This is a genomic window from Cyanobium sp. Copco_Reservoir_LC18 (assembly GCF_009834675.1).
Classification (GTDB): domain Bacteria; phylum Cyanobacteriota; class Cyanobacteriia; order PCC-6307; family Cyanobiaceae; genus Cyanobium; species Cyanobium minutissimum.
On sequence record NZ_ASAC01000008.1, the window covers coordinates 1 to 24,594 of the forward strand.

The 24,594-nt window shown below is 71.4% G+C and carries 22 protein-coding genes; 12 read left to right on the forward strand and 10 right to left on the reverse strand.

The features are described 5' to 3' along the window. Positions 1–1,565 (forward strand): ABC-F family ATP-binding cassette domain-containing protein (locus L107_RS03185; protein WP_159816426.1); only part of this gene is annotated, 1,565 nt, incomplete at its 5' end. On the opposite strand, the gene L107_RS03190 is transcribed toward L107_RS03185, so the two are convergent. Then, entirely contained in the window at positions 1,539–2,027 is a 489-nt protein-coding gene (locus L107_RS03190; protein ID WP_159816427.1) for a hypothetical protein, read from the reverse strand. The genes L107_RS03185 and L107_RS03190 overlap by 27 nt on opposite strands. 201 nt (positions 2,028–2,228) lie before the next feature. Here L107_RS03190 and L107_RS03195 point away from each other — a divergent pair, with 201 nt between their 5' ends. Beyond that, positions 2,229–2,447 carry a Calvin cycle protein CP12 gene (locus L107_RS03195; RefSeq protein WP_043325524.1) on the forward strand — a complete coding sequence of 73 codons (219 nt, stop codon included), beginning with the start codon at positions 2,229–2,231 and terminating at the stop codon, positions 2,445–2,447. Between the two features lie 7 nt (positions 2,448–2,454). Here L107_RS03195 and cgtA read toward each other — a convergent pair whose 3' ends face one another. Beyond that, on the reverse strand, positions 2,455–3,447 hold the full coding sequence (cgtA, locus tag L107_RS03200) for an Obg family GTPase CgtA (RefSeq protein WP_159816428.1): 993 nt from the start codon (positions 3,445–3,447) through the stop codon (positions 2,455–2,457). A gap of 64 nt (positions 3,448–3,511) precedes the next feature. On the opposite strand from cgtA, the gene L107_RS03205 reads away from it, so the two are divergent. Beyond that, positions 3,512–4,750: an ABC transporter ATP-binding protein gene (locus L107_RS03205; protein WP_159816429.1), complete on the forward strand. Its 1,239-nt coding sequence runs from the start codon at positions 3,512–3,514 to the stop codon at positions 4,748–4,750. 30 nt (positions 4,751–4,780) lie between these two features. On the opposite strand, the gene L107_RS03210 is transcribed toward L107_RS03205, so the two are convergent. The 5 genes from L107_RS03210 to L107_RS03230 all read right to left on the reverse strand — a co-directional run bounded on the left by L107_RS03210 (position 4,781) and on the right by L107_RS03230 (position 10,901). Further along, positions 4,781–7,207 (reverse strand): endonuclease MutS2, encoded by a 2,427-nt coding sequence (locus L107_RS03210; RefSeq protein ID WP_159816430.1) that lies wholly within the window; start codon positions 7,205–7,207, stop codon positions 4,781–4,783. Further along, positions 7,204–7,629 (reverse strand): VOC family protein, encoded by a 426-nt coding sequence (locus L107_RS03215; RefSeq protein ID WP_159816431.1) that lies wholly within the window; start codon positions 7,627–7,629, stop codon positions 7,204–7,206. Before L107_RS03215 ends, L107_RS03210 begins: the two co-directional genes overlap by 4 nt. Before the next feature lie 45 nt (positions 7,630–7,674). Further along, positions 7,675–8,676: a porphobilinogen synthase gene (gene hemB / locus L107_RS03220; protein WP_159816432.1), complete on the reverse strand. Its 1,002-nt coding sequence runs from the start codon at positions 8,674–8,676 to the stop codon at positions 7,675–7,677. A 78-nt stretch (positions 8,677–8,754) separates the two neighbouring features. Beyond that, complete coding sequence (locus L107_RS16880) at positions 8,755–9,831, reverse strand: hypothetical protein (protein ID WP_159816433.1); 1,077 nt, start codon at positions 9,829–9,831, stop codon at positions 8,755–8,757. 92 nt (positions 9,832–9,923) lie between these two features. Next, positions 9,924–10,901, reverse strand: coding sequence for a DnaJ C-terminal domain-containing protein (locus L107_RS03230; RefSeq protein WP_159816434.1), 978 nt, complete (start codon positions 10,899–10,901; stop codon positions 9,924–9,926). 162 nt (positions 10,902–11,063) lie between these two features. Between L107_RS03230 and L107_RS03235 the strand changes: the two genes are divergently transcribed. The 3 genes from L107_RS03235 to L107_RS03245 all read left to right on the forward strand — a co-directional run bounded on the left by L107_RS03235 (position 11,064) and on the right by L107_RS03245 (position 12,475). Next, positions 11,064–11,537, forward strand: a complete 474-nt coding sequence (locus L107_RS03235) for a hypothetical protein (RefSeq protein ID WP_106222741.1) — start codon at positions 11,064–11,066, stop codon at positions 11,535–11,537. Between the two features lie 161 nt (positions 11,538–11,698). Beyond that, entirely contained in the window at positions 11,699–12,043 is a 345-nt protein-coding gene (locus L107_RS17000) for a PilZ domain-containing protein (RefSeq protein ID WP_159816435.1), read from the forward strand. A 147-nt stretch (positions 12,044–12,190) separates the two neighbouring features. Continuing rightward, complete coding sequence (locus L107_RS03245; RefSeq protein ID WP_159816436.1) at positions 12,191–12,475, forward strand: DUF5666 domain-containing protein; 285 nt, start codon at positions 12,191–12,193, stop codon at positions 12,473–12,475. A 17-nt stretch (positions 12,476–12,492) separates the two neighbouring features. Here L107_RS03245 and L107_RS16885 read toward each other — a convergent pair whose 3' ends face one another. After that, positions 12,493–12,870: a hypothetical protein gene (locus tag L107_RS16885; RefSeq protein WP_159816437.1), complete on the reverse strand. Its 378-nt coding sequence runs from the start codon at positions 12,868–12,870 to the stop codon at positions 12,493–12,495. A 168-nt stretch (positions 12,871–13,038) separates the two neighbouring features. Between L107_RS16885 and L107_RS03255 the strand changes: the two genes are divergently transcribed. The 4 genes from L107_RS03255 (at position 13,039) to L107_RS03275 (ending at position 18,779) form a co-directional block, all read left to right on the forward strand. Further along, on the forward strand, positions 13,039–14,292 hold the full coding sequence (locus tag L107_RS03255; RefSeq protein WP_159816438.1) for a hypothetical protein: 1,254 nt from the start codon (positions 13,039–13,041) through the stop codon (positions 14,290–14,292). Further along, a complete protein-coding gene (locus tag L107_RS03260) occupies positions 14,289–15,533 on the forward strand; it encodes a mechanosensitive ion channel family protein (protein WP_159816439.1) in 1,245 nt (414 codons plus the stop codon). The genes L107_RS03255 and L107_RS03260 overlap by 4 nt, the downstream gene beginning before the upstream one ends. 356 nt (positions 15,534–15,889) lie before the next feature. Beyond that, positions 15,890–17,065 (forward strand): class I SAM-dependent RNA methyltransferase, encoded by a 1,176-nt coding sequence (locus tag L107_RS03270; protein ID WP_159816440.1) that lies wholly within the window; start codon positions 15,890–15,892, stop codon positions 17,063–17,065. A 67-nt stretch (positions 17,066–17,132) separates the two neighbouring features. Then, positions 17,133–18,779 carry an alpha-amylase gene (locus L107_RS03275; protein WP_201295789.1) on the forward strand — a complete coding sequence of 549 codons (1,647 nt, stop codon included), beginning with the start codon at positions 17,133–17,135 and terminating at the stop codon, positions 18,777–18,779. Positions 18,780–18,794: 15 nt separating this feature from the next. Here L107_RS03275 and L107_RS03280 read toward each other — a convergent pair whose 3' ends face one another. Beyond that, on the reverse strand, positions 18,795–19,160 hold the full coding sequence (locus L107_RS03280) for a phage holin family protein (protein WP_159816441.1): 366 nt from the start codon (positions 19,158–19,160) through the stop codon (positions 18,795–18,797). Continuing rightward, a complete protein-coding gene (locus tag L107_RS03285) occupies positions 19,157–19,633 on the reverse strand; it encodes a hypothetical protein (protein ID WP_236550484.1) in 477 nt (158 codons plus the stop codon). The genes L107_RS03280 and L107_RS03285 overlap by 4 nt, the downstream gene beginning before the upstream one ends. Positions 19,634–19,733: 100 nt before the next feature. Here L107_RS03285 and smc point away from each other — a divergent pair, with 100 nt between their 5' ends. Both smc and L107_RS03295 read left to right on the forward strand, forming a co-directional pair. Next, positions 19,734–23,345, forward strand: coding sequence for a chromosome segregation protein SMC (gene smc / locus L107_RS03290; protein ID WP_159816442.1), 3,612 nt, complete (start codon positions 19,734–19,736; stop codon positions 23,343–23,345). Between the two features lie 92 nt (positions 23,346–23,437). Beyond that, entirely contained in the window at positions 23,438–24,571 is a 1,134-nt protein-coding gene (locus tag L107_RS03295) for a PRC-barrel domain-containing protein (protein ID WP_159816443.1), read from the forward strand. Positions 24,572–24,594 lie beyond the last annotated feature (23 nt).

Here is a 24,594-nt window from a genome sequence, read left to right on the forward strand (position 1 = left end):
TGGAGGGACCGTTGCTGGCCCGCCTCAGCGCCCTGCAGCACCGCATGGACGGCTGCCAGGCCTGGGATCTGGAGCGCCGCTGCCGCGAGGTGCTGGAGCGTCTGGGCATCGACGCGGCCCACCAGGAGCGGACGATCGGCGAACTCTCCGGCGGCAACCGGCGCCGCGTCGCCCTGGCGGCGGCCCTGGTGGCCGAGCCGGAGGTGCTGCTGCTGGACGAACCGACCAACCACCTCGATGCCGAGGGGGTGGAATGGCTGCAGAGCTACCTGGATCGCTTCGCCGGCGCCCTGGTGCTCGTCACCCACGACCGCTACCTGCTCGATCGGGTCACCCGCCGCATCGTGGCGGTGGATCGGGGTGAGGCCCGCCCCTATGAGGGCAACTACGGCACCTACCTGGCCCTGAAGGCGGCCGAGGAGGAGGCGGAAGCCTCCAGCGCCGCCAAGCTCAAGGGCACCCTGCGGCGGGAGCTGGCCTGGCTGCGCCAGGGCCCCAAGGCCCGCAGCACCAAACAGAAGGCGCGGCTGCAGCGCATCGAGGCCCTGCGGGAGGCTCCCACCCGCCAGGGCCGGGCCAGCCTGGCGATGGCCGCCACCGCCCGGCGCATCGGCAAGCGGGCGATCACGGCCGAGGACCTGGCGGTGGCCGTGGGCGATCGCACCCTGCTGCGGGACTTCAGCTACGACTTCAGTCCCGAGGACCGGGTGGGGATCATCGGGCCCAACGGGGCCGGTAAATCCAGCCTGCTGGAGGTGATCGCCGGCCGCCGCCCCCCCAGCGAGGGACTGCTGGAGCTGGGGGCGACGGTGAAGCTGGCCTACTTCGACCAGCACAGCGACGTGCTGCTGGCCAGGGACGGCAAGCGCAAGGTGATCGAGGTGGTGCAGGAGGCCGCCAGCCGGGTGCAGGTGGACGGGGTGGAACTGACGGCCTCCCAGCTGCTGGAGCGGTTCCTGTTTCCCCCCGCCCAGCAGCACCAGCCGGTGGCCAAGCTTTCGGGGGGCGAGCGGCGGCGGCTGCACCTCTGCCGGCTGCTGATCGAGGCCCCCAACGTGCTGCTGCTGGACGAGCCCACCAACGACCTCGATGTGCACACCCTGAGCGTGCTGGAGGACTTCCTCGAGGATTTCCGCGGCTGCGTGGTGGTGGTCTCCCACGACCGCTGGTTCCTGGACCGCACCGTCGACCGCCTGTTCCACTTCGAGGCGGGCCGGCTGGAGCGGTTCGAGGGCAACTACAGCAGCTGGCTGGAGCGGCGGGCCCAGGCCCCGGTTGCCGCCCCTGGGGCCGCCCCGCCGGCCACCCGGCGGGCGACGCCGGCGGCCAAGCCCGCGGCGGGCCCCCGGCGGCGCAGCTTCAAGGAGTCACGGGAGCTGGAGCGCCTCGAGAGCGAGCTGCCGGAGCTGGAGCAGCGTCGCCGGGAGCTGGAGCAGCAGCTGGCGGCCCCCGGCGGCCCGGACTACGCCCGGCTGGAGACCCTGACCCACGAGCTGGCGGCCCTGGTGGAGCGGATCGCCGCCGCCGAGGAGCGCTGGCTAACGCTCAGCGAGCTGGCAGCCTGAGCGCCGGCGCCGGTGGGGGTGGGGCACCTCCAGGAGTCCTGCCCCGTCGGCCATCCGCGGGGGCAGGCCACAGACCGGCCCGGCAGGCTCCGGCAGCAGCCAGGGCTGGCGCTGCACCCGCGCTCCGCGGGCTTCGGCCTGCTGCATCGCCGTGGGCTTGTAGTCGTCGACGCTGCGGTGGGCCGCCATCTGGTCCCCCATGCGGCGCAGGTAGAGATCCTGGTACCACTGCACCGCGTCGGCCTGGAAGGCCTCCAGGGCCGCCTGGACGCTGGCGAAGCGCTGGCTGACGAGTCCGCTGGGGGCGCACTGTTTCCAGACCAGCACCTCCTCGAAGCCCAGGCCCCGGCGCCACTGGCGCTGCTCCGAGAGGTAGCAGTGGGTTTCGGGGCCGTTGATCCAGAAGAGCCGGCCGTGCTCGTCGATGAAATGCCGTTCCCGCCGCTTGCTGATGCGTGTCATGGGCCAACCGGGGCACTGTCCATTCCGCTGCTAGCCACGGCGGAGCCCCCGACGCAGCCGCCGGCGCCGGGTTTGCAACGGTCAGCCTGCGATCAGGGGGCGGTCGGGGGGGTGTGCGGAGACCCACAGGAGACGGCGATCCCCCGGCCCCGACCGTATGGTGTCTGCGGTGAGTTCCGACCCGTGACGGCCGGTTTTTGCATGAAGACGATCGACGATCACATCGAGAAGGACAAAGTCGAGATCGAATCGGCCAAGGCCGACGGCAATCTCGGCAAGGTGCGCCACCTCGAAGAGGAGCTCAAGGCCCTCAACGAGTACAAGGAGCACCACCCCGAGGACAACCACGACCCCACCCCCCTGGAGGTCTATTGCGACCTCAACCCCGAAGCTCCCGAGTGCCGGGTCTACGACGACTGACCACTGCTCAGGCGATGCCCAGCTGGGCCCACACGGCGGCCAGCAGGGCATCAAGACCCTGGGAGGCCGCCGCCGAGATCACCAGCGGGGGTTCACCGATGTGGGCGCCGATGGCGGCCACCCGCTCCTTGAGTCCGGCGGCGTCGCAGAGCTCCATCTTGTTGAGCACCACCAGGCGTGGCCGATCCCTGAGGCCGTGGCCGTAGGCGGCCAGTTCCTCCTCCACCACCTTCAGATCCGCCATCACATCCTCCGCACCCGCATCGACCAGATGCAGCAGCAGCCGGGTGCGCTCGATGTGGCGCAGGAAATCGTGACCCAGCCCGGCGCCCCGCGCCGCCCCAGCGATCAGGCCGGGAATGTCGGCGAAGACGGTGCCGTCGCCGCTGGGGCGCCGCACCACCCCCAGGTTGGGCACCAGGGTGGTGAAGGGGTAATCGGCGATCTTGGGCCGGGCCGCCGAGAGCACGGCGATGAGGGTGCTCTTGCCGGCATTGGGCAGGCCGATGATCCCCACCTCGGCCAGCAGCTTGAGTTCCAGCTGGAGCAGCCATTCCTCCCCCTCCTTGCCCTCGGTGAACTTCTCCGGCGCCCGGTTGCGGTTGCTGAGGTAGTGGGCGTTGCCCAGGCCCCCCCGGCCACCGGCCGCCACCAGCAGCTCCTCGCCGGCGTTGGTGAGATCCCCCAGCAGAATGCCGGTGCGGCAGTCGCGCACCTCCGTGCCGCAGGGCACCCGGATCGTCAGGGTGGAGGCACTGGCCCCGGTGGAGCGGTTCGGCCCGCCGCGGCGGCCATCGTCGGCGGCGAACAGGCGCCGGTACTTGAAATCCAGCAGGGTCTGGAGATTGGCGTCGGCGACGAGGAGCACGTCACCGCCCCGGCCGCCGTCGCCACCGGAGGGCCCGCCGGCGGGGACGTACTTCTCACGACGGAAGGCCACGATGCCGTCGCCGCCGCGGCCGGCGCGCACGGCGATGCGGGCCTGATCGATGAACTGCAAGGAAGGGGTTCGGCCGGGGCGCGGATGAGGAACAACCCTAGGATCCCCCGGTTGCACCCCTGGTTTGGCCGAGGTCCGCTTCGAGAAGGTCGGCAAGACCTACCCGCCCCGTCGCGGCGGCAACCCGGTGGAGGTGCTGCGCCAGCTCGACCTGCACATCGAGGACGGTGAATTCCTCGTGCTGGTGGGCCCCTCGGGCTGCGGCAAGAGCACCCTGCTGCGGCTGCTGGCGGGGCTGGAGGCCACCACCGCGGGCGAGATCTACGTGGGGGACCGCCCCGTGAGCCGGCTGCGGCCCGCCCAGCGCGACGTGGCGATGGTGTTCCAGAGCTACGCGCTCTATCCCCACCTGAGCGTGGCCGACAACATCGGCTTCGGCCTGCGGCGCAGCCGCCACCGCAGCCTGCCCCAGCAGCTGCAGGACAGCCTGCACCGGGCCACCCGCCGCCTGCCGGCCCCCCTGCGGATCGACTCCGAGCGGGAGCGGCGCATCGCGGCCCGCATCGACGAGGTGGCCGCCACCCTGGAGCTGGAGCCGCTGCTGGAGCGGCGACCCAAGGAGCTCTCCGGCGGCCAGAAGCAGCGGGTGGCCCTGGGCCGGGCCATCGCCCGCCAGCCGGCGGTGTTCCTGATGGATGAGCCCCTCAGCAACCTGGACGCCAAGCTGCGCACCGGCACCCGCACCCAGATCGTGGAGCTGCAGCGGCGCCTGGGCACCACCACCCTCTACGTCACCCACGACCAGGTGGAGGCGATGACCATGGGCCACCGCATCGCCGTGCTGAACGAGGGCCGGCTGCAGCAGCTGGGCACCCCGATGCAGTTATACCAGTGGCCTTCGAACCTGTTCGTGGCCCAGTTCATCGGCAGCCCAGCGATGAACCTGCTGCCGGTGGAGGTGGCCGGCTCCGCCCAGCTGCTGCTGGGGGGGCGGCGCTTCCCGGTGGAGGGGCCGATGGCCGACCTGCTGGGCGACTGGATCGGCCACCGGATCACCGGCGGCCTGCGGCCGGAGCACCTGCGGCTGGCCCCCGCCACCAATCGCAACCTGGCGGCGGAGGTGAGCCACTGCGAGGCTCTGGGCAACGAACAGCTGGTCACCTGTCGCCTGCTGGAGGGCAGCCACCTGGTGCTGGTGCGGGCCACCCCGGACCAGAGCGTGACCGTGGGCCAGACCGTGCATCTGGATGTGGAGCCCACGGGCTGGCGCCTGTTCGACGGGCTCGGGGCGGCTTTGCTGCCGGCCGAAGCCACCACGCCGCCGCCGCGGCCGGAACCCCAGCTGCCCGCCATCAGCCACTGACCCATCAGCCCCTGGGCTGCCCTCAGGGCTTCACTTCACCCAGATCACGCTGCAGCCGGGACCCCCGTCCCCCTGCTCGGCATCGCTGACCCGCTCCACCCAGGGCAGGCCGGAGAGCCACTCCCGCAGGCCCCGCTTGAGCTTGCCGGTGCCGATGCCGTGGATCACCCACACCGGCCCGTTGGCGCCGCGCAGGCGCTCCTCCACCGCCGCCTCGGCCTCGTGCACCCGCAGGCCGCGCACGTCCACCGTGTTGCCCTCGGTGCGCACCTCGGGCCCGCGGCTGCCCGGGGAGCGGCGGCTGCGGATCCGCACCTGGGGCGGCGGCTCGGGGGGTGCCGGCTTCTCGCCGTGCAGCCCCTCGATGGCGGCGAGTTCCACCGTCAGCCGCAGCACGCCGCAGCGGACAGTGAGCTCGCTGCCGTCGTCGGCGATCGCCAGCACCTCGGCGGCCTTGCCGAGGGCCAGCAGCCGGATGCGGTCGCCCACCCGGGGCCGCCAGCCGCCGTGGTCGCGCCGCTCCGGCAGGGGCCGGTGCTGCTGCTCGAGGCGCCGCAGCCGCTGGCCGGCCTGGCGGGCCGTCTCGCCGGCCACCCGCCCGCCGACGCGCACCTCCTGGCCCACCGAGCGCAGCCGCCGGATCAGCCGTCGCACTTCCCCCTGCCCCTCCCGGATCGACAGCTCCAGCCGCTGGCGGCGCTGCTCCTGCAGTTCCGCCGACTGCTCCTTCTGCTGGGCCCAGCGCTGCAGCAGCTCCTCGTGCAGCAGCTCGGTGCGGGCCAGCAGGGCCGCCGCCGCCTCGGCCGCCTCCTGCTGGCGCTGGCGCTCCTGCTCCAGCCCCTCGATCACCCGGTTGACGTCCCCCTCACCGCCGGGCTCCAGCTGGGCGGCGGCCGCCGCCAGCACGGCGGGGTCGAGCCCCAGGCGGGAGGCGATCGCCAGGGCGTTGCTGCGGCCGGGGATGCCCCACTGCAGCCGGTAGGTGGGCGAGAGGGTCTCCACGTCAAAGGCCACCGAGGCGTTCTCGAAGCGGGGATCGGCGTACTTGAGCGCCTTGAGTTCGCCGAAGTGGGTGGTGGCGACGGTGAGGCGGGCGCGGTCGGCGAGGTGGCGCAGCAGGGCGGCGGCCAGGGCGCTGCCCTCGGTGGGATCGGTGCCGGCCCCCACCTCATCGAGCAGCACCAGGGACGCCGGGCTCTGGGGCAGGGCCGCCAGGATGCGGGCGATGCGGCGGATGTGGCCGCTGAAGGTGGAGAGGTTCTGCTGCAGCGACTGCTCGTCGCCGATGTCGGCCAGCACCTGGCCGCACCAGGGCAGCCGGGGGGTGCCGGCGCAGGGCAGGAACAGGCCGGCGCGGGCCATCAGGGCGGCCAGCCCCAGGCTCTTGAGGGTCACCGTCTTGCCGCCGGTGTTGGGGCCGGTGATCGCCACCACCCGCAGCTCGGGCCCCACCCGGATGGTCACGGGCACCACCGGCCGGCCGCCCTCGCGCCGTTCCTGCCAGAGCAGCAGGGGATGGCGCAGGTCGCACAGCTCGAAGGGGGCGTCGGCCGATTCGGCCAGCTCGGGCCGCACCCCCCCCAGCCACTGGCCGTAGCGGGCCCGGGCCAGACCCGCATCGATCCGCACCAGCACCTGCTGGAGGTGGTCGAGGGGTTCGGCCTGCTCGCCCACCAGGGCGCTGAGCTCGCTGCGCACCTGCCGCTCCAGCTCCCGCTCCTGGCCCTCGGCATCCCGGATGCGGTTGCCCAGGGGGATCACCGCCTGGGGTTCCACGTACACCGTGCTGCCGGAGGCGGAACTGTCGTGCACCAGGCCGCCCACCTGGGCGGCGGAACCGGCCTTCACCGCCAGCACCGGACGGCCGCCCCGCTCGCTCACCACCGTGTCCTGGAGCAGGGAGCCGTAGCGGCGCACCAGCTCCTGCAGCCGGTCGCGCCGCTCGCCGCGCAGGGCCAGCAGCTGGCGCCGCACCGCCTCCAGGGGGCCGCTGGCCCGGTCCGCCACCCGGCCCCCCTCCTCCAGACAGAAGTGGAGCCGCTGCTCCAGCTCCGGCAGGGTGCGCAGTTCGGCCACCAGGGCCGTGGTGACGGGCCGCAGCTCCGGATCCTCGATCTGGCGCCGCAGCCGCCGCGCCGTCGCCAGGGTCGCGGCCACGGCCAGCAGCTCCTCGCCGCCGGCGCAGCCCCCCTTGGCGCAGAGGACCACGGTGGCGGCGATGTCGCCGGCCCCCTGCAGGCTCAGGCCCCCCTCACAGAGGCCGTCGAGGGCGAGCAGCTCGGTGGTTTCCAGCAGCAGGCGGCGGCTCTCAGCCGGATGGTCGGGCAGGCCGAGGCCGGTGCAGTGGCGGCGGCCGGCGGCGGTGCTGGCGAAACCGGCCAGATGGGCGGCCAGCCGGGGCCACTCCAGCAGCTCCAGGGTGTCCTGGTGGATCTCGCTCACGGGGGGTGCGCTCACCCCGCCGGTGCAGGGGAAAGGGGGGCGGGCGCAGGGGCGGGGATGGCCGCGGCACCGACGTTGGAGGGGATGCCGGCGGCGGGCTCGTAGAGCATCTCCAGCCAGTTGCCGTCCGGATCCTGCAGGTAGAAGGAGGCGGTGCCGTCGCGGTGGTCGTGCACCGGACCCACTTGGTGGCCGTCGGCCTCGAGCCGGTCGTGCACCGCATCCACCTCGGCGCGGTCGCTGAAGTGGAAGGCGAAGTGGGGGCCGGCGGCGGTGTAGCCGGGGCTGAGCAGGGCGATGCCGTCGCCGTTGGCGGGCGACTGCAGGTAGGCCCAGTCCTGGGCATCCCAGGTGAGGCGCAGCCCCAGCCCCTCGTAGAAGCGCTTGGCTCGCTCCATGTCCTGGACCCGCACCGCCACGTGGCCGAGACGCGTCATGGGAGGGGGCAGCGACGGTTCATCGCACCATTCAAGCGGTGCGGCTCAGCCGTCGCGGAGCCACTGGGCGGCGTCGCAGGCGTGGTAGGTGAGGATCAGGTCGGCGCCGGCCCGCTTGAAGCAGAGCAGGGTTTCCAGCACCACGGCCCGCTCATCGATCCAGCCCCGCTCGGCGGCGGCCTTCACCATCGCGTACTCACCGCTGACGTTGTAGGCGGCGATGGGCAGCTCGCTCTCGCCCCGCAGGCGATGGATCACATCGAGGTAGGCCAGGCCGGGCTTCACCATCAGGATGTCGGCCCCCTCCTGCTCGTCGAGCAGGGCCTCGGTGAGGGCTTCACGGCCGTTGGCCGGGTCCATCTGGTAGGTGCTCTTGTCCTTGGGGATGGGCTTAGTGCTCACGGCCCGGGGGGCGGAATCCAGCGCCTCCCGGAAGGGGCCGTAGTAGGCGGAGGCGTACTTGGCGGTGTAACTGATGATCCCGACGTGCTCGAAGCCCTCCTCATCGAGGGCCTCGCGGATGGCGCCCACCCGGCCGTCCATCATGTCGCTGGGGCCGATCAGATCGGCTCCGGCCCGGGCCTGGGCCACCGCCTGGCGACACAGAAGGGTGACGGTCTCGTCGTTGAGCACCACCCCTTCGCTGCTGACGATGCCGTCATGGCCGTCGCAGGAATAGGGATCGAGGGCCACATCGGTCATGATCGCCATCTGGGGATGCACCTCCTTGAGGCGCCGGATCGCCCGGGGAATCAGGCCGCCCTCGTTGAAGCACTCGCTGCCGTCCTCGGTCTTGAGACCGTCGGCCACCTTGGGGAAGAGCACGACGCAGCGGATGCCCAGGTCCCAGGCCCGGCCCACCTCCCCCACCAGCCCCTCCAGACTCCAGCGCTGGGCACCGGGCATGGCGCCGATGGGCTCGTTGGATGCGCCCTCGTGGACGAACAGCGGATAGATGAAATCGGCGGCACTGAGCTGGAACTCCCGCACCATGGCCCTCAGGGCCGGCGTGCGGCGCAGGCGACGGGGACGATACGTGAGATCCATGCCGTGATGAACAATTTGGTGATCCTAAAGCCCCGCCTTCCGGAGATAGCGCCACCGCCCGGAACGGCACCGCTGCCTTCAGGCAAGCCACGCCCAGATGGCGATCAGGACAAAGCCGGCACAGGCCGTCAGCTGGAAGACCCGATCCATGCGGTTGATCCTGCGCAACGCACCGGTACGCTCCTGCTCACTGGCTTCTGAGTAGACGTTCGTACCCCAGAGAAACAGCACAAACAGCACCAGGGAGACAATGTAGGAATAGGCATAGAGACAGTCCAGGAACGTGAGGTAGCTCAACGATGGCAGCTCAGCCTTGTAGGACTGCTGCAGAAAGATCAGCGTCAGCAGGGCCGTGGAGGGGATGGCCAGCCTGACATCCCCCAGCTCCCCCACCAGTGAGGGCGCCAGAAGAACAATCAACATCACGATCAGCAACGGCAGGATCCAGGTCACGAAGCTGGAGAACAGATCACTCCGCATCACCACTTCCGCAGCCAATCTGGAGTAGTCGAGATCCCCCTGCCCCATCCCCCAGTCGGTTCCATAGGAATGGCTGGAGGAAACAAATCTCACATCCTCAATGTCATAACCATTGATCGTTGCATAGGCCCCAATCTGGCTGCTCCTCGGATCACCATCATGGACAAGAACGACGTTCTTGTTCTGGCGAGCGAACGCATCAGGAACCACCTCAAAGAGGATCGGCAGAACCAATCGCTCAAACGGCGATCTCTTCAGATCGACAACCGGAATATAGAAGCTGGCGGAATAGCGAAAAAGCTGATAGAAGCGATCTCCCGGTCGCGCCACCGGCGTCGGGGTATCCGCCTGAATCTGGGCCGAAGAGGAATTGACCTGGTTCGTGAGCTCCACCAACTGCAGCGCCGTGATGCCCTGCTTCTCCAGCAGCTCCTGCACCTCCCTCGGCCACTCCAGCCAGTAGAAGCCCTCGGCGTTGAACATGCGCTGCCGCAACGACAGGCTGTGGAGATTTTCGATGTAGGAACCGAGCGTCACCGCATAGCCGCTGCCCCGGGCCAGCTCGGTGCGGGGGTCCACCCGGATCGTCTCCTCCCGAACCAGCTCCCGCAGCATCGGGCCCCGGTCGGGCGCCAGCGTCCGGACGGCCACCAGAACACCGATCAGGAGCACCACCAGACCCAGCCACCACCGACGCCGTTGACCCATGCCCCCGTAAGCCGCCGCTGGGCTCACTCTGGGGGATCACCAGCGGGCACGGCTGGCTCCTAGAGGGCCGCGGCGCTGATCCAGTCCTTGCGGGGGTCGATGCTGCGGGCCTGGCGCAGCTGCTCGAGCAGGTCCCGCTCCCGGGGGCTGAGGCTGTCGGGCAGCTTCAGGGTCGGGGTGAACAGCAGATCCCCCCGGCCGTCCCTCACCGGCCAGCCCTTGCCCTTGAGCCGCAGGCTGCGGCCGAGGGTCATCCCCGGGGGGACCTGGATGGTGGCTTCGCCATCGGGGGTGGCCACCCGCACCTCGCCCCCCAGGGCCAGTTCGTCGAGGCTGAGGGGAAGCTCGGCCCGCAGCTGGTCGCCGTCGAGACGCCAGACGGGGTGGGGCTGGAGCTTGAGGGTGAGGTAGAGGTCCCCGCGGCGTCCCGTGCCGGGCTGCAGGTTCCCCTTGCCCTTCAGCCGCAGGCGGCTGCCATCCTTGACACCGGCGGGAATGCGCACCTGCACCCGTTCCTCGTTGACGGCGAGGGTGCGCTCGCAGCCGCGGAAGGCATCGGCCACCGGCAGGCTGATGGTGGCCTCGGCATCGAGCTGCACCTGGGTGGCGCGCTCGGCGCCGGCGCCGCCGAAACCGGAGCCGAAGCCACCGGGGAAGCCGCTGCCGAAACCGAAACCGCCGGGGGCTCCGGCCGCGGCACCGCCTCCGAAGCGTCCCAGCAGATCATTGATGAAGTCGTCGAAGTTGCCGTAACGGCCGAAGTCGACATCGACGCCGGGGGCGCCGCCGCCACCGCCGCCCATCTGGTTCCAGTACTGGCCGAACTGCTCATAACGACGGCGCTTCTCGGGATCGGAGAGCACTTCATAGGCTTCGCTGATCTCCTTGAAGCGGGCCTCGGCGGAGGCGTCGCCTGGATTCACATCCGGGTGGTACTGGCGGGCCAGCTTGCGGAAGGCCCGTTTGATGCCGTCGGCATCGGTGCCCCGTTCCACACCCAGGACCTTGAAGTAGTCGCGGTAACCGTTCACGCTCATCTCGTCTTGCTCATTTCGCCAGGGCGCCCGGTCACCGTCGAACCTGGGAATTGTCCCAGTCCCGTCGCGGAATTCACAGGCCCGGGCAGGGCGGAAGCCCGTACGGCACAGGGGTGCGGCAGCGGAGGGCCGGCCTAGATTTCCGGCCCCTTCGGCCGCTCGATGCGCACCCCTTGTCCCCCCCGATCGCCCCGGCGGTCTTCGGCCCCGACGCTGCTGCTGCTGGGTGGACTGTCCGCCCTGGCAGGGGGGCTGCTGAGTTTCAGCACCCCGGCCCACGGCGGCCAGGCCGGCGCCTCCACCACCCCCACCCTCGGCGAGGCCCTGGCCCCCTCCAGCGGCGATCAGCTGGAGCTGACGGAGCACCTGCGGCGGATCGGGGCCGTGTTCTACGGCGCCTGGTGGTGCCCGGCCTGCTTCCGCCAGAAGAGCCTCTTCGGCCAGCAGGCGGGGGACCGGCTGCCGTATGTGGAGTGCGACAAGACCAGCGAAGGCCGGGAACGCTGCCAGGCGGCCGGCATCAAGGCCTACCCCACCTGGGTCCTGGGGAGCAACCGGGTGGAGGGCGTGCAGACGCTGGAGGAACTGAAGCGCTGGAGCGGCTTCCGCCAGGCGCCGGGAACGGGTAACCCCTGAGGGTGGTGAGGGTGCCGCAGAGCACCCGGAAAACCACCTGTCCACTGTCACTCTGAAGTGGAGATCACAGGTAGACGGGAGGGTTGATTTTGGTAGAGTCTGTCAACTACTTCTGCAGAACACTGAAACCCGTCTGGAGCCAATCTCCTCTCCCCAGGGACATGAAGGAGTCACGACTTCCCGTTCGAGAACCCAAGTTTTCAGCGCCCTTTTTTCAGATCCTCATTAAAGTCGAGGTGTTTTTTCAGGATCATTGTTATTCCGGCCATCTCTGGGATGTGAGCCGTTCCGGCGCCTGCATCCGCAGCTTTCAGCAGGTTCCCATGGGAACCCCCGCCCAGATTCGCTTCCACGATCCCAGCGACGGTGAAGTCATTGAGGCCAGGGGCGAGCTGATCTGGAAGAACCAGCTCAGGGGTGCCCACTACTCGGGCCTCAGGTTTGAAGAGGGTTTCGACATCTCCAAGACCTTTCTCAGACTCCTGATCAAGGCGGACGAGTCCTGATGCCTCAACGCCGCCCTGCGGCGGCGCAGGCATGTCCAGACATGACGGCAGCGGGCGCGAGTCACATCCGGTCATCAGAACCCGCGGCGGCCGCAGCGGAGAGATCCATACGATCCGGTGGTTCCCGCCGCTTGATGCCAAGCCGCCATGAACCTGTTCCCTCACGCCCTGGCGGCCAGCCTCCTGCTCGGCACGGTCGCCAATCCCGTGCTGGCCGATTCCAGAGATTCCCTGGAAGGCAGGATCCAGTCGATCGATGCCGCCAGGCGCTCCTTTGTCGTCGGGGGACAGACGCTGCTCACCACTGCCGCCACGGACTACGACGATGGGCCGGAGAGCTTCGCCGATCTCAAGCCGGGGATGAAGGTGAAAGTGGACCACTCCCAGCGGGGCGGCCAGCGTTTCGCCAGGGACGTGGAGCTGGACGACTGAGGGAACCGGGCGCGACCTCAGCGCCGGTACATGCCGGCGCCCGGCGCCCCGTAGCCGAGCCCGGGGCGAACCCCGGCCCCGGAAGCGGGCCCGCCGAGACCGCCGGGATTGCCCTCCGGCCCCCGCTCCAGGCCCGCCCCGGCCTCACCGAATCCGGCCCCGGGCAACACCCCGGCGCCGGAGGCCGGCCCGCCCACACCCCCGGCTCCCACACCCGGTTCCCGGTCCAGGCCGGCACCGGCCGCTCCGAAGCCGGCGCCGGGGGCCACCCCCGCGCCGGAGGCCGGCCCGCCGAGCCCGCCGGGATTGGGCCGGGCCTGGCTGATGCCGGGGAAGGCCAGGCCGATGGCCACCGCTGCCAGGGCCGGAAGGATGGGGAGCTGGGAGCGTTTCATCGCCGGCCATGCACAGGAGACCCTCGTCCTAGCAAGGTCGACGTCCCACCCCCGTACCTGCACGGGTGGGTTGGAGGGCGGCTCCTAGAGTCGTCCTTTGGGCCCCGGGTCCGTGACCGGCACAGCTGATCGCCGCCGGCGTCCCCCGGGCCACGGCTCCTGCAGGCCATGAACGCAGCCCGGCCGGCCATGGACGGCGCCCGCCGGCTCCTGTGGCTGGCGCTGCCGCTCAGCCTGCTTTCGGGCTGCGGCCCCGCTCCGGAGGAGCTGAAGGGAACGGCCTATCTCGCCATCAGCGTCGAAGGCGACCAGCCGTTGACCAAGGCGATCCTGCAGGAGGAGGTCCTGCAGGCGCAGGCGATCGTGGCGGCTTTCCGCCAGCTGCACCCCCACGTGGCGATCGAGACCAACCTCCTGCGGGAGAGCGCCTTCCTCGAGGAGGTGCGTCGCCGGCAGGCCGCCGGCTTCGGCCCCGATCTGATGCTGGTGGCGGGCTCCACCGCCCACGCCCTGGTGGAGGCCGATCTGGCGCGGGGCCTGCAGCTGCCCCAGGCCGCACGCCGCCAGGTGGACCCCGATTCCCTGCAGCGGCTGGCGATCCCGCCCCGGGGTCTGGCGGGGCTGCCGATCCTGAGGCGACCGCAGCTCGCCTGCTTCAATCGCACCCGGCTGGCCTCCAGCCCCGCCAGCACCGACGCCCTGCTCCGAGAGGCCCGCGGGGGGGTGCGGGTGGGGCTGGCGGTGGAATCGCGCAGCCTCTTCTGGAGCACGGGTCCGCTGGGGGCGGATCGGGCGATCATCGCGGCCGCCGCCGGGCGCCCCCTGGCGGCCGGTGAACGGGCGGGGCTGCAGCGGTGGCTGGCCTGGCTCTCGGCCGCCAACTTCAACCAGAAGGTCTTCATCGAGCCCGACCAGGAGGCGCTGGTGCAGGGTCTGCTGGAGCGGCGCCTGGACTGGATCCCCTGCAACAGCGGCAGCCTCAGCCGGCTGCGCGGCAGCCTGGGGAATTCGCTCGGGGTGAGCGACCTGCCCGCCGGACCCTACGGGCCGCCCACACCGATCACCCGGCTGCGGGTGCTGGCCTTCGGCAGGGACTCCACGGCCCGGCAGCGGAACGTAGCGGAGGCCCTGGCCGTGTTTGCACTGAACCCCTGGATCCAGAGCACCCTGACCAGCGACAACCAGGACATGCTGCCCACCAATCGCTTCGTCCCACCTTCGGCGCTGCACACCCCGGTGCTCAAGGCGATGCAGCGGTCGGTGCGGCAGGCCGACGCCAGCGACGCCATCTCCCGGGTGTTGCCCGCCGGCGATCCGCGCGACCGTGCCCTCAGTCGCCTCGTGACGGCGGTGGCCTTCGGCGAGATCACGGCAACGGAGGCCACCGGGGCCGTGGTCCAGGCCCTGGCTCCCCGGCCATGAACGACCTGCTCGGCCAGATGGTCGGCTGGCTGCCGATGCTGGGCCGGCCCCAGGTCCTGGTCCAGCTCGCCCTGGTGGCCCTGGCCGTGGCCGGGGGTCGCCTGGCGGGTCACCGTTTCGGGCCGAACGGCCGGCCAGGGGCCCTCGAACTCGGCACCACGGCGGCACTGGCCGCCGTCGGCTGGGGTTTGCTGGCCATCGTCCGCCTGCCGACGGCCCTGGCCATCCTGCTGATCACCGTCGTGGTCGGCCTGCAGGTGTCGGAGCTGGTGCTGCGTCGGGCCGAGCGCTGGCTTCCCGAGGATCAGATCCAGCCCCTGCGCCATCTGCTGATCCGGCCGTTCCTGCTCGCCGGACTGCTGTGGGCGCTGATCGAAGAGCTGGACACCCGCGCCGAACTGGCCCTGATCCCCCTGGGCCGCTGGATGGGCGCGAACGTGAACGTGGGCGACGTGACGCGGCTGGTGGTGGTGCTCTACCTGCTGCTGGTCGCCTCAGGGCCGCCGTCGCTGGGGGTGGCCTGGCTGCTGAAGCGGCTCTTTGCCCTGGAGCGGGTGAGTGCGCGCGCCATCGGACTGATGGTGCGCTATGCGGTGATCAGCCTCGGAACCGTGGCGCTGCTGGAAACGATCGGCTTCAACAGCACCGCCCTGCTGGCCATCGCCGGGGGGCTGTCGGTGGGCCTCGGCTTCGGCATCAAGGAGGTGTTCGGCAACTTCGTCAGCGGCCTGTGGCTGCTGTTCGAAGGCTCCCTGCGGCCGGGCGACATCATCGCCCTCGATGGCGATTTCTGCGAGGTGCGCCGTCTCGGCCTGCGGGCCACGCGGCTCTGGCGCGACCGGGACAACGCCGAGCTGGTGATTCCCAACCAGACCTTCTTCAACTCCAGCACGGTGGAGTTCAGCGTCGGCCGCACCCGCTTCCTCACCCAGATCGCCATCTGCATCGACGCCGGTCAGCCCGCCACCACGATCCTGGCCCTGCTGGAGGAGATCGCCGCCGGGGTGCCTGGCGTGGAGAGCCATCCGCCCCCGAGGGCCTACGTGCAGGGGGTGGGGGACCGCGGCGGCGACTACGTGCTGAAGTTCTGGATCCACAGCCCCTTCGCCAACCGCATGCTCTGCAGCGCCGTGATGGCGGCGGCCATCGAGCGGTTCCGGGAGCTGGGCATCAGCCTGCCGTTCCCCCGCCTGATCGTGGAGCGCGCCAGGACCGAGCCGCCGGGAGAATCCTCCTCATGATTGGGAAGGGCCCTTCCAGGCCCCATGGGTCATTTGGGTGACAAGGCTGACCTCACCCCGTCTCCGTTAAGAGTGTCAGGCAGCCACAGGGGCGGCTTGACGGGAGAAACGAACGATGTTGTTCGCTGTTACGGGTTCGCTCTGACCGAGCAGGCTTCAGTCACCCTCCTCATGCCCCGTCGAAACCATTGCAGCCCCGGGATGACGCACCGCCGGGGGACGGTGGGTCGGGGGAATGGAGCTGAGCGGAATCGAACCGCTGTCCGAGACACTGGTGTGGACCACCTAGTTCGTCCGAAGACGAGCTTGTTCATCCTGCCACCTCCGGGCCGCCGACCAGCCAGCAGCATGGGGGGATGGCCACACCTTCCCCGTTCGACGTCATTGCCGTGGTGCCCCCGGGGCTGGAGGAACCGGCGGCGGCGGAGGCGGCCGCCCTCGGGGCCACCGAGGTGCGCCCCCTGCGGCGCGCCGTGGGCCTGCGGGCCGATGCGGCCACCTTCTATCGCCTGCACCTGCAGGCCCGGCTGCCGTTCCGCTTCCTGCGCCAGCTGGCCCGTTTCCCCTGCCGCGGCCGCGAGGAGCTGTACGACGGGGTGCAGCACGCCGCCGACTGGGAGCGCTGGCTGCCGCCCCAGCTGAGCTTCCGGGTGGAGGCCAGCGGCAGCGTGCCGGGCCTCACCCACAGCCACTACAGCGCCCTGCAGGTCAAGAACGCCCTGGTCGACCGCCAGCGCCAGGTGTGGGGGTCGCGCTCCTCGGTGGACCTGGACGATCCCGACCTGGTGCTGCACCTGCACCTCAGCCCCGGCCGCCCCGGCGGCAGCGGACCCGAGGCGGTGCTGAGCCTCGATGGCGGCGGCGCCAGCCTGCACCGGCGCGGCTACCGGGCCGCCATGGGCCTGGCCCCCCTCAAGGAAAACCTGGCCGCCGGCCTGATCGCCCACACCGGCTGGGACGGGACCGTGCCCCTGGCCGATCCCTTCTGCGGCTCCGGCACCCTGCTGATCGAGGCCGCCTGCCGGGCCCTCGGCCGGGCCCCGGGTCTGGAGCGCGGCTTCAGCCTGGAGCGCTGGCCCGATTTCGATGCCGCCCTCTGGCAGCGGGAGCGGCAGGCCGCCCAGGACCTGGCCCGCACCAGCCTCCCCGATGGGGCGCCCCTGGCGGCCGTCGTGGGCATGGAGCGGGATCCGGCCGTGCTGGCCATGGCCCGCGGCAACGCGGCGGCGGCCGGGGTGGCCGACTGGGTCGACCTGCAGGGGGGGGACTTTCGCGATTTCCATCCCCCCGGGACGCCCGGGGTGCTGGTGTGCAACCCGCCCTACGGCGAGCGGCTGGGCGGTGACGACGACCTGGAGGCGGTCTACGGCGACCTGGGGCGGATGGTGAAGGAGCGCTGCGGCGGCTGGACCCTGTGGCTGCTGAGCGGCAACCCCGCCCTCACGGCGGCCCTGCGCCTGAAGGCCAGCCGCCGGGTGCCGGTGAGCAACGGCGGCATCGACTGCCGCTGGCTGCGCTACGACATCCGCTGAGGGGCGCGACGGCCACTCCCCTCCGGCACTGCTAGCGGTGGGTTCTGCCTCCGCCGCCGCCAGCCCCATGGCCTCACCCTTTGAAGCGCTCAAACAGGAGGCCCTGGCCGTGCAGAGGGATCCGGCCCTCGACACCGGAGCGGCGACGGTGACCCTGGTGCGGGAGTGGCTGGCCAGCCATGAAGCCGAGATCAGCGCCCGCAAGCTGGCGGCGCCGACGGAGTTCAACGGCACGCTGATGCAGTGGTTCCACTGGTACAGCGACGGCGACGGCGGCCACTGGCGGCGACTGCGCCAGGAGGCACCGGCCCTGGGCCGGGCGGGCATCACCGCCCTGTGGCTGCCGCCGGCGGGCAAGGGGGGCAGTGTGTGGGATGTGGGCTACGGCACCTACGACCTGTTCGACCTGGGCGAATTCGACCAGAAGGGCACGGTGCGCACCAAGTACGGCACCAAGCAGGAGTATCTGGAGGCGATCGAGGCCTGCCACGCCGCCGGGATGCAGGTGTACGCCGATGTGGTGTTCAACCACAAGATGAATGCCGAAGAGCAGGAGCAGTACCGGGCCACCCCCTGCGACCCCGCCGACCGCAACCGGCCCTTGGGGGAGGAACGCACGATCAGCGCCTGGACCCGCTTCCGCTTCGACGGCCGCGGCGATCGCTATTCGTCGATGCAGTGGCACTGGTATCACTTCGACGCCGTGGATCACAACACCCTCGATCCGGGATTCCGGGCCGTCTGGCGCACCCAGGGGGCCGGCTTCGAGGCCAACGTCGATCTGGAGAAGGGCAACTACGACTACCTGATGGGCAGCGACCTGAACGTGAACCATCCGGAGGTGCGCGGTGAGCTCAAGCACTGGGGCCGCTGGAGCCTCGACCACGTGGGCGCCGACGGCTTCCGGCTCGATGCCATCAAGCACATCGCCAGTGATTTCTTCCTCGACTGGATCAGCGACCTGGAGAATCACGCCCGGCGCGATCTGTTCGTGGTCGGTGAGTACTGGACGTACAACATCGAAAGCCTGCACTGGTATGCGGCCAACACCGGCGGCCACATGAGCCTGTTCGATGCGCCGCTGCACATGAACTTCCACCAGGCCAGCTGCAGCGGCGGCCAGTACGACATGCGCCGGCTGCTCGACGGCACCCTGATGCAGCAGCTGCCGCTGCTGGCGGTGACCCTGGTGGACAACCACGACACCCAGCCGCTGCAGGCCCTGGAATCGGTGGTGGAGGCCTGGTTCAAACCCCTCGCCTACGCCGTGATCCTGCTGCGCGACCAGGGCTATCCCTGCATCTTCGGTGCCGATTACTACGGCGCCGAGTACGCCGACAGAAAAGACGGCCAGGAGTACCGGATCGTGCTGCCCAGCCACCGCTTCCTGATCGACCGCTTCCTGCTGGCCCGCGGCCACTGCGCCTATGGCCCCCAGTACGACTACCTCGACCACGTCAACACCATCGGCTGGACGCGCCTGGGCACCCCGGGTCACCCCGGGGCCCTGGCGGTGCTGATGAGCGACGGGCCCGCCGGCCACAAGTGGATGGAGGTGGGCAAGCGCCACACCACCTTCCGCGACCTGACCGGCCACATCCAGAGGCCGATCACCACCAACGGCGACGGCTGGGCGGAATGGCACTGCCCGGGGGGCTCGGTGTCGGTGTGGGTGGAGGAGGCGTCGCTGGCGGCGATGGGGGTGAGCCTCTGACGCCGGCGCCGGGCCTCAGAACTTGCCGGTGATGGCCCGGGTGGTGCGCATCAGGCCGGCGGTGGTCTCCGGCAGGTAGGGGCCCTTGAGCATCTGGCCGCCGATGCGCAGGCTGATCCCGGCCAGCACCAGATCGATGGCGGCCACGGTCGCCGCGGCCTGCAGCCAGCTGAGGCGGAAGGCCTCGCGGATCCAGAGCAGCAGCACCAGCTCCGCCGCCACCAGCGCCAGGGTCATCAGGGTGAGGCCCAGGCCCAGCATCACCCCGCCGCCCACCAGGCGCCGCTTTTCCTTGTCGGCCTCCTGCAGGGCGATGCGGACGTGCAGGTCCATCACCGAGGTGATCAGGGCCGTGACCCGGCTGAAGTTCGGACCGGTCATGCCGAACGCCGACCCGACGAGAGCAGCAGTCCCACCAGCACCCCCACGCCGGCGGCGATGCCCAGGGCCATCAGGGGCCGTTCCCGCACCGGCTTCTCGATCCGGGGCCGCAGGGTGGTGTTGAGCTCGTCCAGCAGGTGCTCCAGCTGCTCCTCCAGGGGCCGCAGCGCATCCACCACGTGGCCCGCCTGCTCGCCGGTGACGTTGACCAGATCCAGCAGTTGCTGCTTGACGCCGGCACTGGTGACCCCGCTCTGGCGGCTGATCACCTCCACCACGTGGTCGAAGCTGCCCCGGGTGGCCTCCAGGGTGTGGCGGGCCACCTCGGGCCACTCCTTCTGGATGCTGGGCAGCAGGCTCTCAAAGCGTTCGCGGAACAGGTTCTGCGCCTGCTGGGCCTCGCCGCCGCCGGCGGGCGCCGGGCCCGGGGCGGGGGCCGCCGGGGACTCGACAGAGGTGGTGTCCGTTTCCATGGGGCGCTCCGTGCGACGGCTGCACGGCATCACCGTAGGAAGAAGGGGTTGTGATCGTCAGCACCTCGGTTAAATTCGGCCTGCTCGGCGCACGGGCCTGTTGGTTCACATCAATCAGGTCGAGCTCACGCATTTCAAGTCCTTCGGCGGGTCGATGACCATCCCGCTGGAGGAGGGATTCACGGTGGTGACGGGGCCGAACGGGTCCGGCAAGAGCAACATCCTCGATGCGGTGCTGTTCTGCCTCGGCCTGGCCACCAGCCGCGGCATGCGGGCCGAGCGGCTGCCTGATCTGATCAACAGCGCCGTTCTGCGGGAGGGCAAGGCCGCCGAAACCAGCGTCACCGTGCGCTTCGACCTGGGCGACTGGCAGCCGGATGCGGCCGAGGAGGGGCTGGACGTTCCCGAGCAGGGCCCCTGGCTGCGGCGGGGCCAGCGGGAATGGAGTGTCACCCGGCGGCTGCGGGTGGCCCCCGGCGGCACCTACAGCAGCAGCTTCAGCGCCGATGGGGTGCCCTGCAACCTGCAGCAGCTGCAGACCCAGCTGCGGCGCCTGCGGGTCGACCCGGAGGGCAGCAACGTCGTCATGCAGGGCGACGTCACCCGCATCGTCTCGATGAGCGCCCGCGACCGTCGCGGCATCATCGACGAGCTCGCCGGCGTCGCCCTGTTCGACTCCCGCATCGAGCAGAGCCGGGCCAAGCTCGACGAGGTGGTCGAACGGCAGGAGCGCTGCCGCATCGTCGAGCAGGAACTGCTGGCCGCCCGCCAGAAGCTCGAACGCGACTGCGCCAAGGCCCGCACCTACCAGGAGCTGCGGGAGCGCCTGCACCAGGGGCGCCTGCAGGAGCAGGTGCTGGCCTGGGAGGAGGCCCGCGCCCACGGCCTGGCCCTCGCGGGCCGCCTGGAGCGCCTCGACCAGCAGCAGCAGGAGGAGCGGCAGGCGATCGCCGCCGGCGAGGCCGAGGTGGTCGCCGCCGCCACCGTCCTCGAGCAGCTGCAGGCGGAGGTGAAGACCCTGGGCGAGGACCAGCTGCTGGCGGTGCAGGCCGAACTGGCCGGCCTCGAGAGCAGCGGCCGGGAGCTGGCCCGCCAGGCGGAGCAGCACGGCCAGCAGGCCGAGGAGCTGCAGCGCCGCCGCCAGCAGCTGCAGCGGAACCAGGCGGAGCTGCGCCGGCAGCAGCAGGAGCTTGGCGCGGGGGACGACGACGGCGCCATCGACCGCGCCGAGGCCCTCTGCCGGGATGCCGAAGCGGCGGTGGAGCTCTCCCGGCGCCGCCTCGGGGAGGTGGCCGGACGTTCCGGCAGCTGGCTGGAGGAGCAGCAGGAACGCAGCCGCCGGCGCCGGGAGCTGCAGGAACGGCTCGCCCCCCTGCTGGCCGAACGTCAGCAACTGGAGGAACGGCTGCGGCAGGCGGGCGAACGGCTCGAGGAGCTCGGCGGCGAGGAGCTCCAGGAGGACGCGGCCCACGCCGAGGCCGCCGCCGCCCTGGCGGCCCTGAGCGGGCAGGAGCAGGCCCTGCGGGCCGCCCTGGAGCAGCGCCAGGGGCAGGCCCGGGAGCTGGCCGAGGCCCTGGCCCTGCAGCAGCGCACCCGGGCGCGGCTGGAGCAGGAGCAGACCAGCCTGGAGCGGGAGATCGCCCGCCTCGACAGCCGCCGCGAGACCCTGCAGGAGAGCCGCGGCACCGGCGCCCTGCGCCTGCTGCTGGAGGCGGGGCTGGAGGGGATCCACGGCTCGGTCGCCCAGCTGGGCGAGGTGGAGGAGCGGCTGCGGGTGGCCCTGGAGGTGGCGGCGGGGGGGCGCCTGGCCCAGGTGGTGGTGGAGGACGACCGCATCGCCGCCCGGGCGATCGAGCTGCTCAAGAGCCGCCGCGCCGGCCGCCTCACCTTCCTGCCCCTCAACCGCATCCGGGGGGGCGGCAGCGGTGGCTCGGGGGGGGCGGCCCTGCAGCGGGGAACCGCCGGCGGCGGTGGCGGGGCCGGAGGCCTGGTGGGGCGGGCGGTGGATCTGATCCGCCACGAGCCCGTCTACGCCGATGTCTTCCGCTACGTCTTCGGCGACACGCTGGTGTTCGCCACCCTCGCCGACGCCCGGCGGGAACTGGGCCGCTGCCGGGCCGTGACGCTGGAAGGGGAGCTGCTGGAGAAGAGCGGCGCCATGACCGGCGGCAGCCTGCAGCAGCGCTCGGGCCAGCTGGGCTTCGGCCGCAGCGGCGACGGCGACGAGGCCGAGCCGCTGCGCCAGCGGCTGCTGGAGCTGGGGGAGGGCCTGCTGGCCAGCCGCCGCCGTGAAGCCGAGCTGGGCCGCAGCCTGGAGGAGGCCCGGCCGGCCCTGCTGGAGCTGCAGCAGCGCCAGGCCGCCCTCCAGGCCGAACGCAGTGCCGCCGAGCGCACCCTGGCCCCGCGGCAGCAGCGCCGCGACCAGGTGGCCGGCCGGCGGCGGCAGCTGCAGGAGGCCCATCGGGCCGACCGCAGCCGGATGGAGGTGCTCGACCAGACCCTGCCCCCCCTGCGCCAGGCCCTGGCGGAGCTGGAGGAGGCCGAGCGGGCCGCCAGCGGCAACGACGACAGTGCCCGCTGGCAGGGGCTCCAGGGGGAGCTGGAGCGGGCCGACCGCGCCCTGGTGGAGGCCCGGCGCCAGCGGGACGAACTGGAGGCGGCACGGCGCGACCGGGCCCTGGGGGCGGAGCGGCTGGGCAGCCAGCTGGAGGCCCTGGCCGGGGAGGAACGGCGGCTGGTGGAGGCGGTGCAGGCCCTGGTGGCCGAACGCCAGCTCTGGAAGGAACGCCAGCAGGCGGAGCAGGAGCGCCGCACCCTGCTGGAGCGCCAGCAGAGCGAGCTGCAGACCCGCTTCGGCGAGCGGCGCCGCGCCCGGGACGGGGCCGAAGCCCACCTGGCCGGCCGGCGCCAGGCCCTGCAGCAGCGCCAGTGGGAACTGCAGCGGCGCCAGGAGGAGCGGCTGGCCCTGGCCGAGGAGCAGCGCAGCCACGGCCTGCGGCTGGCCCAGATGGAACTCGAGCTGCCCGACCCCCGCCCGGAGCTGGGCGAGGAGGTGCGCGCGGCCGGCCTGGAGGCCCTGCAGCAGAGCCTGCGCAGCCTGCAGCAGCGCATGGAGGCCCTGGAGCCGGTCAACATGCTCGCCCTCGAGGAGCTGGAGCAGCTGGAGCAGCGGCTGGCCGACCTGGACGACCGGCTGGAAGTGCTCAGCAAGGAGCGGGAGGAACTGCTGCTGCGGATCGAGACCGTGGCCACCCTGCGCCAGGAGGCCTTCATGGAGGCCTTCCGGGCCGTCGACGGCCATTTCCAGACGATCTTCGCCGGCCTCTCCGACGGCGAAGGCCACCTGCAGCTGGAGAACCCCGAGCAGCCCCTGGAGGGCGGCCTGACCCTGGTGGCCCACCCCAAGGGCAAGGCGGTGCGGCGGCTGGCCTCGATGTCGGGCGGTGAGAAATCCCTGACCGCCCTCAGCTTCCTGTTCGCCCTGCAGCGCTTCCGTCCCTCGCCCTTCTATGCCCTCGACGAAGTCGACAGCTTCCTGGACGGGGTGAACGTCGAGCGGCTGGCGGCCCTGATCGCCGCCCAGGCCCGCGAGGCCCAGTTCATGGTCGTCAGCCACCGCCGACCGATGATCGCCGCGGCCACCCGCACCATCGGCGTCACCCAGGCCCGCGGCTCCCATACCCAGGTGGTCGGTTTGCCGCCGGCGGCCTGAGCCGACCGCGTGGGCCACAATGGGCCGACCAGGCTGTTCCAGGCCGTGAAGTCGCTCCCGTTCCCCCCGCCGTCCAGCCCCGATCTCCGGATTTGACCTCCCCGATTCCCCCCTCCACCGAGCCCGCCGCCCCCAGCGACCGCCTCTGGCTGCGCTCCGAACTGATGGGCACCCAGGTCATCACCCGGGACACCGGTCGGCGCCTGGGCGTCGTCGGCGAGGTGGTGGTCGACATTGACCGGCGCGAGGTGATCGCCCTCGGCCTGCGGGACAACCCCCTGACCCGATTCCTGCCGGGCCTGCCCCGCTGGATGCCGCTGGATCGCATCCGTCAGGTGGGTGACGTGATCCTGGTGGATTCGGCCGATTCCCTGGCCGAGGGCTTCAACCCCGAGCGCTACAGCAAGGTCATCAACTGCCAGGTGATCACCGAATCCGGTGAACAGCTCGGCCGTGTGCTCGGCTTCAGCTTCGACATCGAGACCGGCGAGCTCACCACCCTGGTGATCGGCGCCCTCGGCGTTCCCCTGCTCGGCGAAGGGGTGCTCAGCACCTGGGAGATGCCGGTGGGGGAGGTGGTCAGCAGCGGCCCGGACCGGATCATCGTCTACGAGGGGGCCGAGGAGAAGCTCAAGCAGCTCGGCACCGGCCTGCTGGAGAAGCTCGGCATCGGCGGCGCCAGCTGGGAGCAGGAAGAGCGGGACCGGTTCCGCACCGGGGCCGTTCCCGCCGAGAACCAGTTGCCGGCGGGCCAGCCCACCGTCCAGGAGCAGCGCCGGATCCAGCCGGCCGCCAGCCGCAGCTTCCAGCCCGCGGAGGAGCTGGAGTACGTGGAACTGGAGGAGCGGCGCGAGCGGGAGCCCCTGCGCCAGCGCCGCTACCTCGACGACGATCTGCCGGAACCGCGCCAGCGCCCCGAAGCCCGCCCGGCCGAGGCCTACGGGCGCGAGAGCGAGCGGCGGGACCGGGTGGTGCCGGAGCGCTACGACGACCGCTATCCCGAAGAGCGCTACAGCGGCGATCGCTTCAGCGAAGGCCGTTACCCCGAGGAGCGCTACCGGCCCGAGCGCGGGTACGACCCGGAGCGGGACCGTCCCGAGCCACCCCGGGCCCGGGAACCCCAGCAGGACCCCTACGCGCCCCCCGAAGAAGCCCCTCCCCGGGAGGCCCGCCGCGCCAAGGAGCCGGTGGATGTGGAGCCCGAGATCCTCGACGATCCCTGGTGAGCCTGGAGAGAGGGCAACCGCCC

What these genes read in the sequence shown, in the direction of transcription:
- L107_RS03215 (WP_159816431.1), bottom strand. Translation starts at nt 7,629, where the DNA reads ATGACGCGTCTCGGCCACGTGGCGGTGCGGGTCCAGGACATGGAGCGA.
- L107_RS03195 (WP_043325524.1), top strand. Translation starts at nt 2,229, where the DNA reads ATGAAGACGATCGACGATCACATCGAGAAGGACAAAGTCGAGATCGAA.
- L107_RS03255 (WP_159816438.1), top strand. Translation starts at nt 13,039, where the DNA reads ATGAACGCAGCCCGGCCGGCCATGGACGGCGCCCGCCGGCTCCTGTGG.
- L107_RS03275 (WP_201295789.1), top strand. Translation starts at nt 17,133, where the DNA reads ATGGCCTCACCCTTTGAAGCGCTCAAACAGGAGGCCCTGGCCGTGCAG.
- hemB (WP_159816432.1), bottom strand. Translation starts at nt 8,676, where the DNA reads ATGGATCTCACGTATCGTCCCCGTCGCCTGCGCCGCACGCCGGCCCTG.
- L107_RS03285 (WP_236550484.1), bottom strand. Translation starts at nt 19,633, where the DNA reads ATGGAAACGGACACCACCTCTGTCGAGTCCCCGGCGGCCCCCGCCCCG.
- L107_RS03245 (WP_159816436.1), top strand. Translation starts at nt 12,191, where the DNA reads ATGAACCTGTTCCCTCACGCCCTGGCGGCCAGCCTCCTGCTCGGCACG.
- L107_RS16885 (WP_159816437.1), bottom strand. Translation starts at nt 12,870, where the DNA reads ATGAAACGCTCCCAGCTCCCCATCCTTCCGGCCCTGGCAGCGGTGGCC.
- L107_RS17000 (WP_159816435.1), top strand. Translation starts at nt 11,699, where the DNA reads ATGAAGGAGTCACGACTTCCCGTTCGAGAACCCAAGTTTTCAGCGCCC.
- L107_RS03190 (WP_159816427.1), bottom strand. Translation starts at nt 2,027, where the DNA reads ATGACACGCATCAGCAAGCGGCGGGAACGGCATTTCATCGACGAGCAC.
- L107_RS03280 (WP_159816441.1), bottom strand. Translation starts at nt 19,160, where the DNA reads ATGACCGGTCCGAACTTCAGCCGGGTCACGGCCCTGATCACCTCGGTG.
- L107_RS03235 (WP_106222741.1), top strand. Translation starts at nt 11,064, where the DNA reads ATGCGCACCCCTTGTCCCCCCCGATCGCCCCGGCGGTCTTCGGCCCCG.
- L107_RS03260 (WP_159816439.1), top strand. Translation starts at nt 14,289, where the DNA reads ATGAACGACCTGCTCGGCCAGATGGTCGGCTGGCTGCCGATGCTGGGC.
- L107_RS03230 (WP_159816434.1), bottom strand. Translation starts at nt 10,901, where the DNA reads ATGAGCGTGAACGGTTACCGCGACTACTTCAAGGTCCTGGGTGTGGAA.
- L107_RS03270 (WP_159816440.1), top strand. Translation starts at nt 15,890, where the DNA reads ATGGCCACACCTTCCCCGTTCGACGTCATTGCCGTGGTGCCCCCGGGG.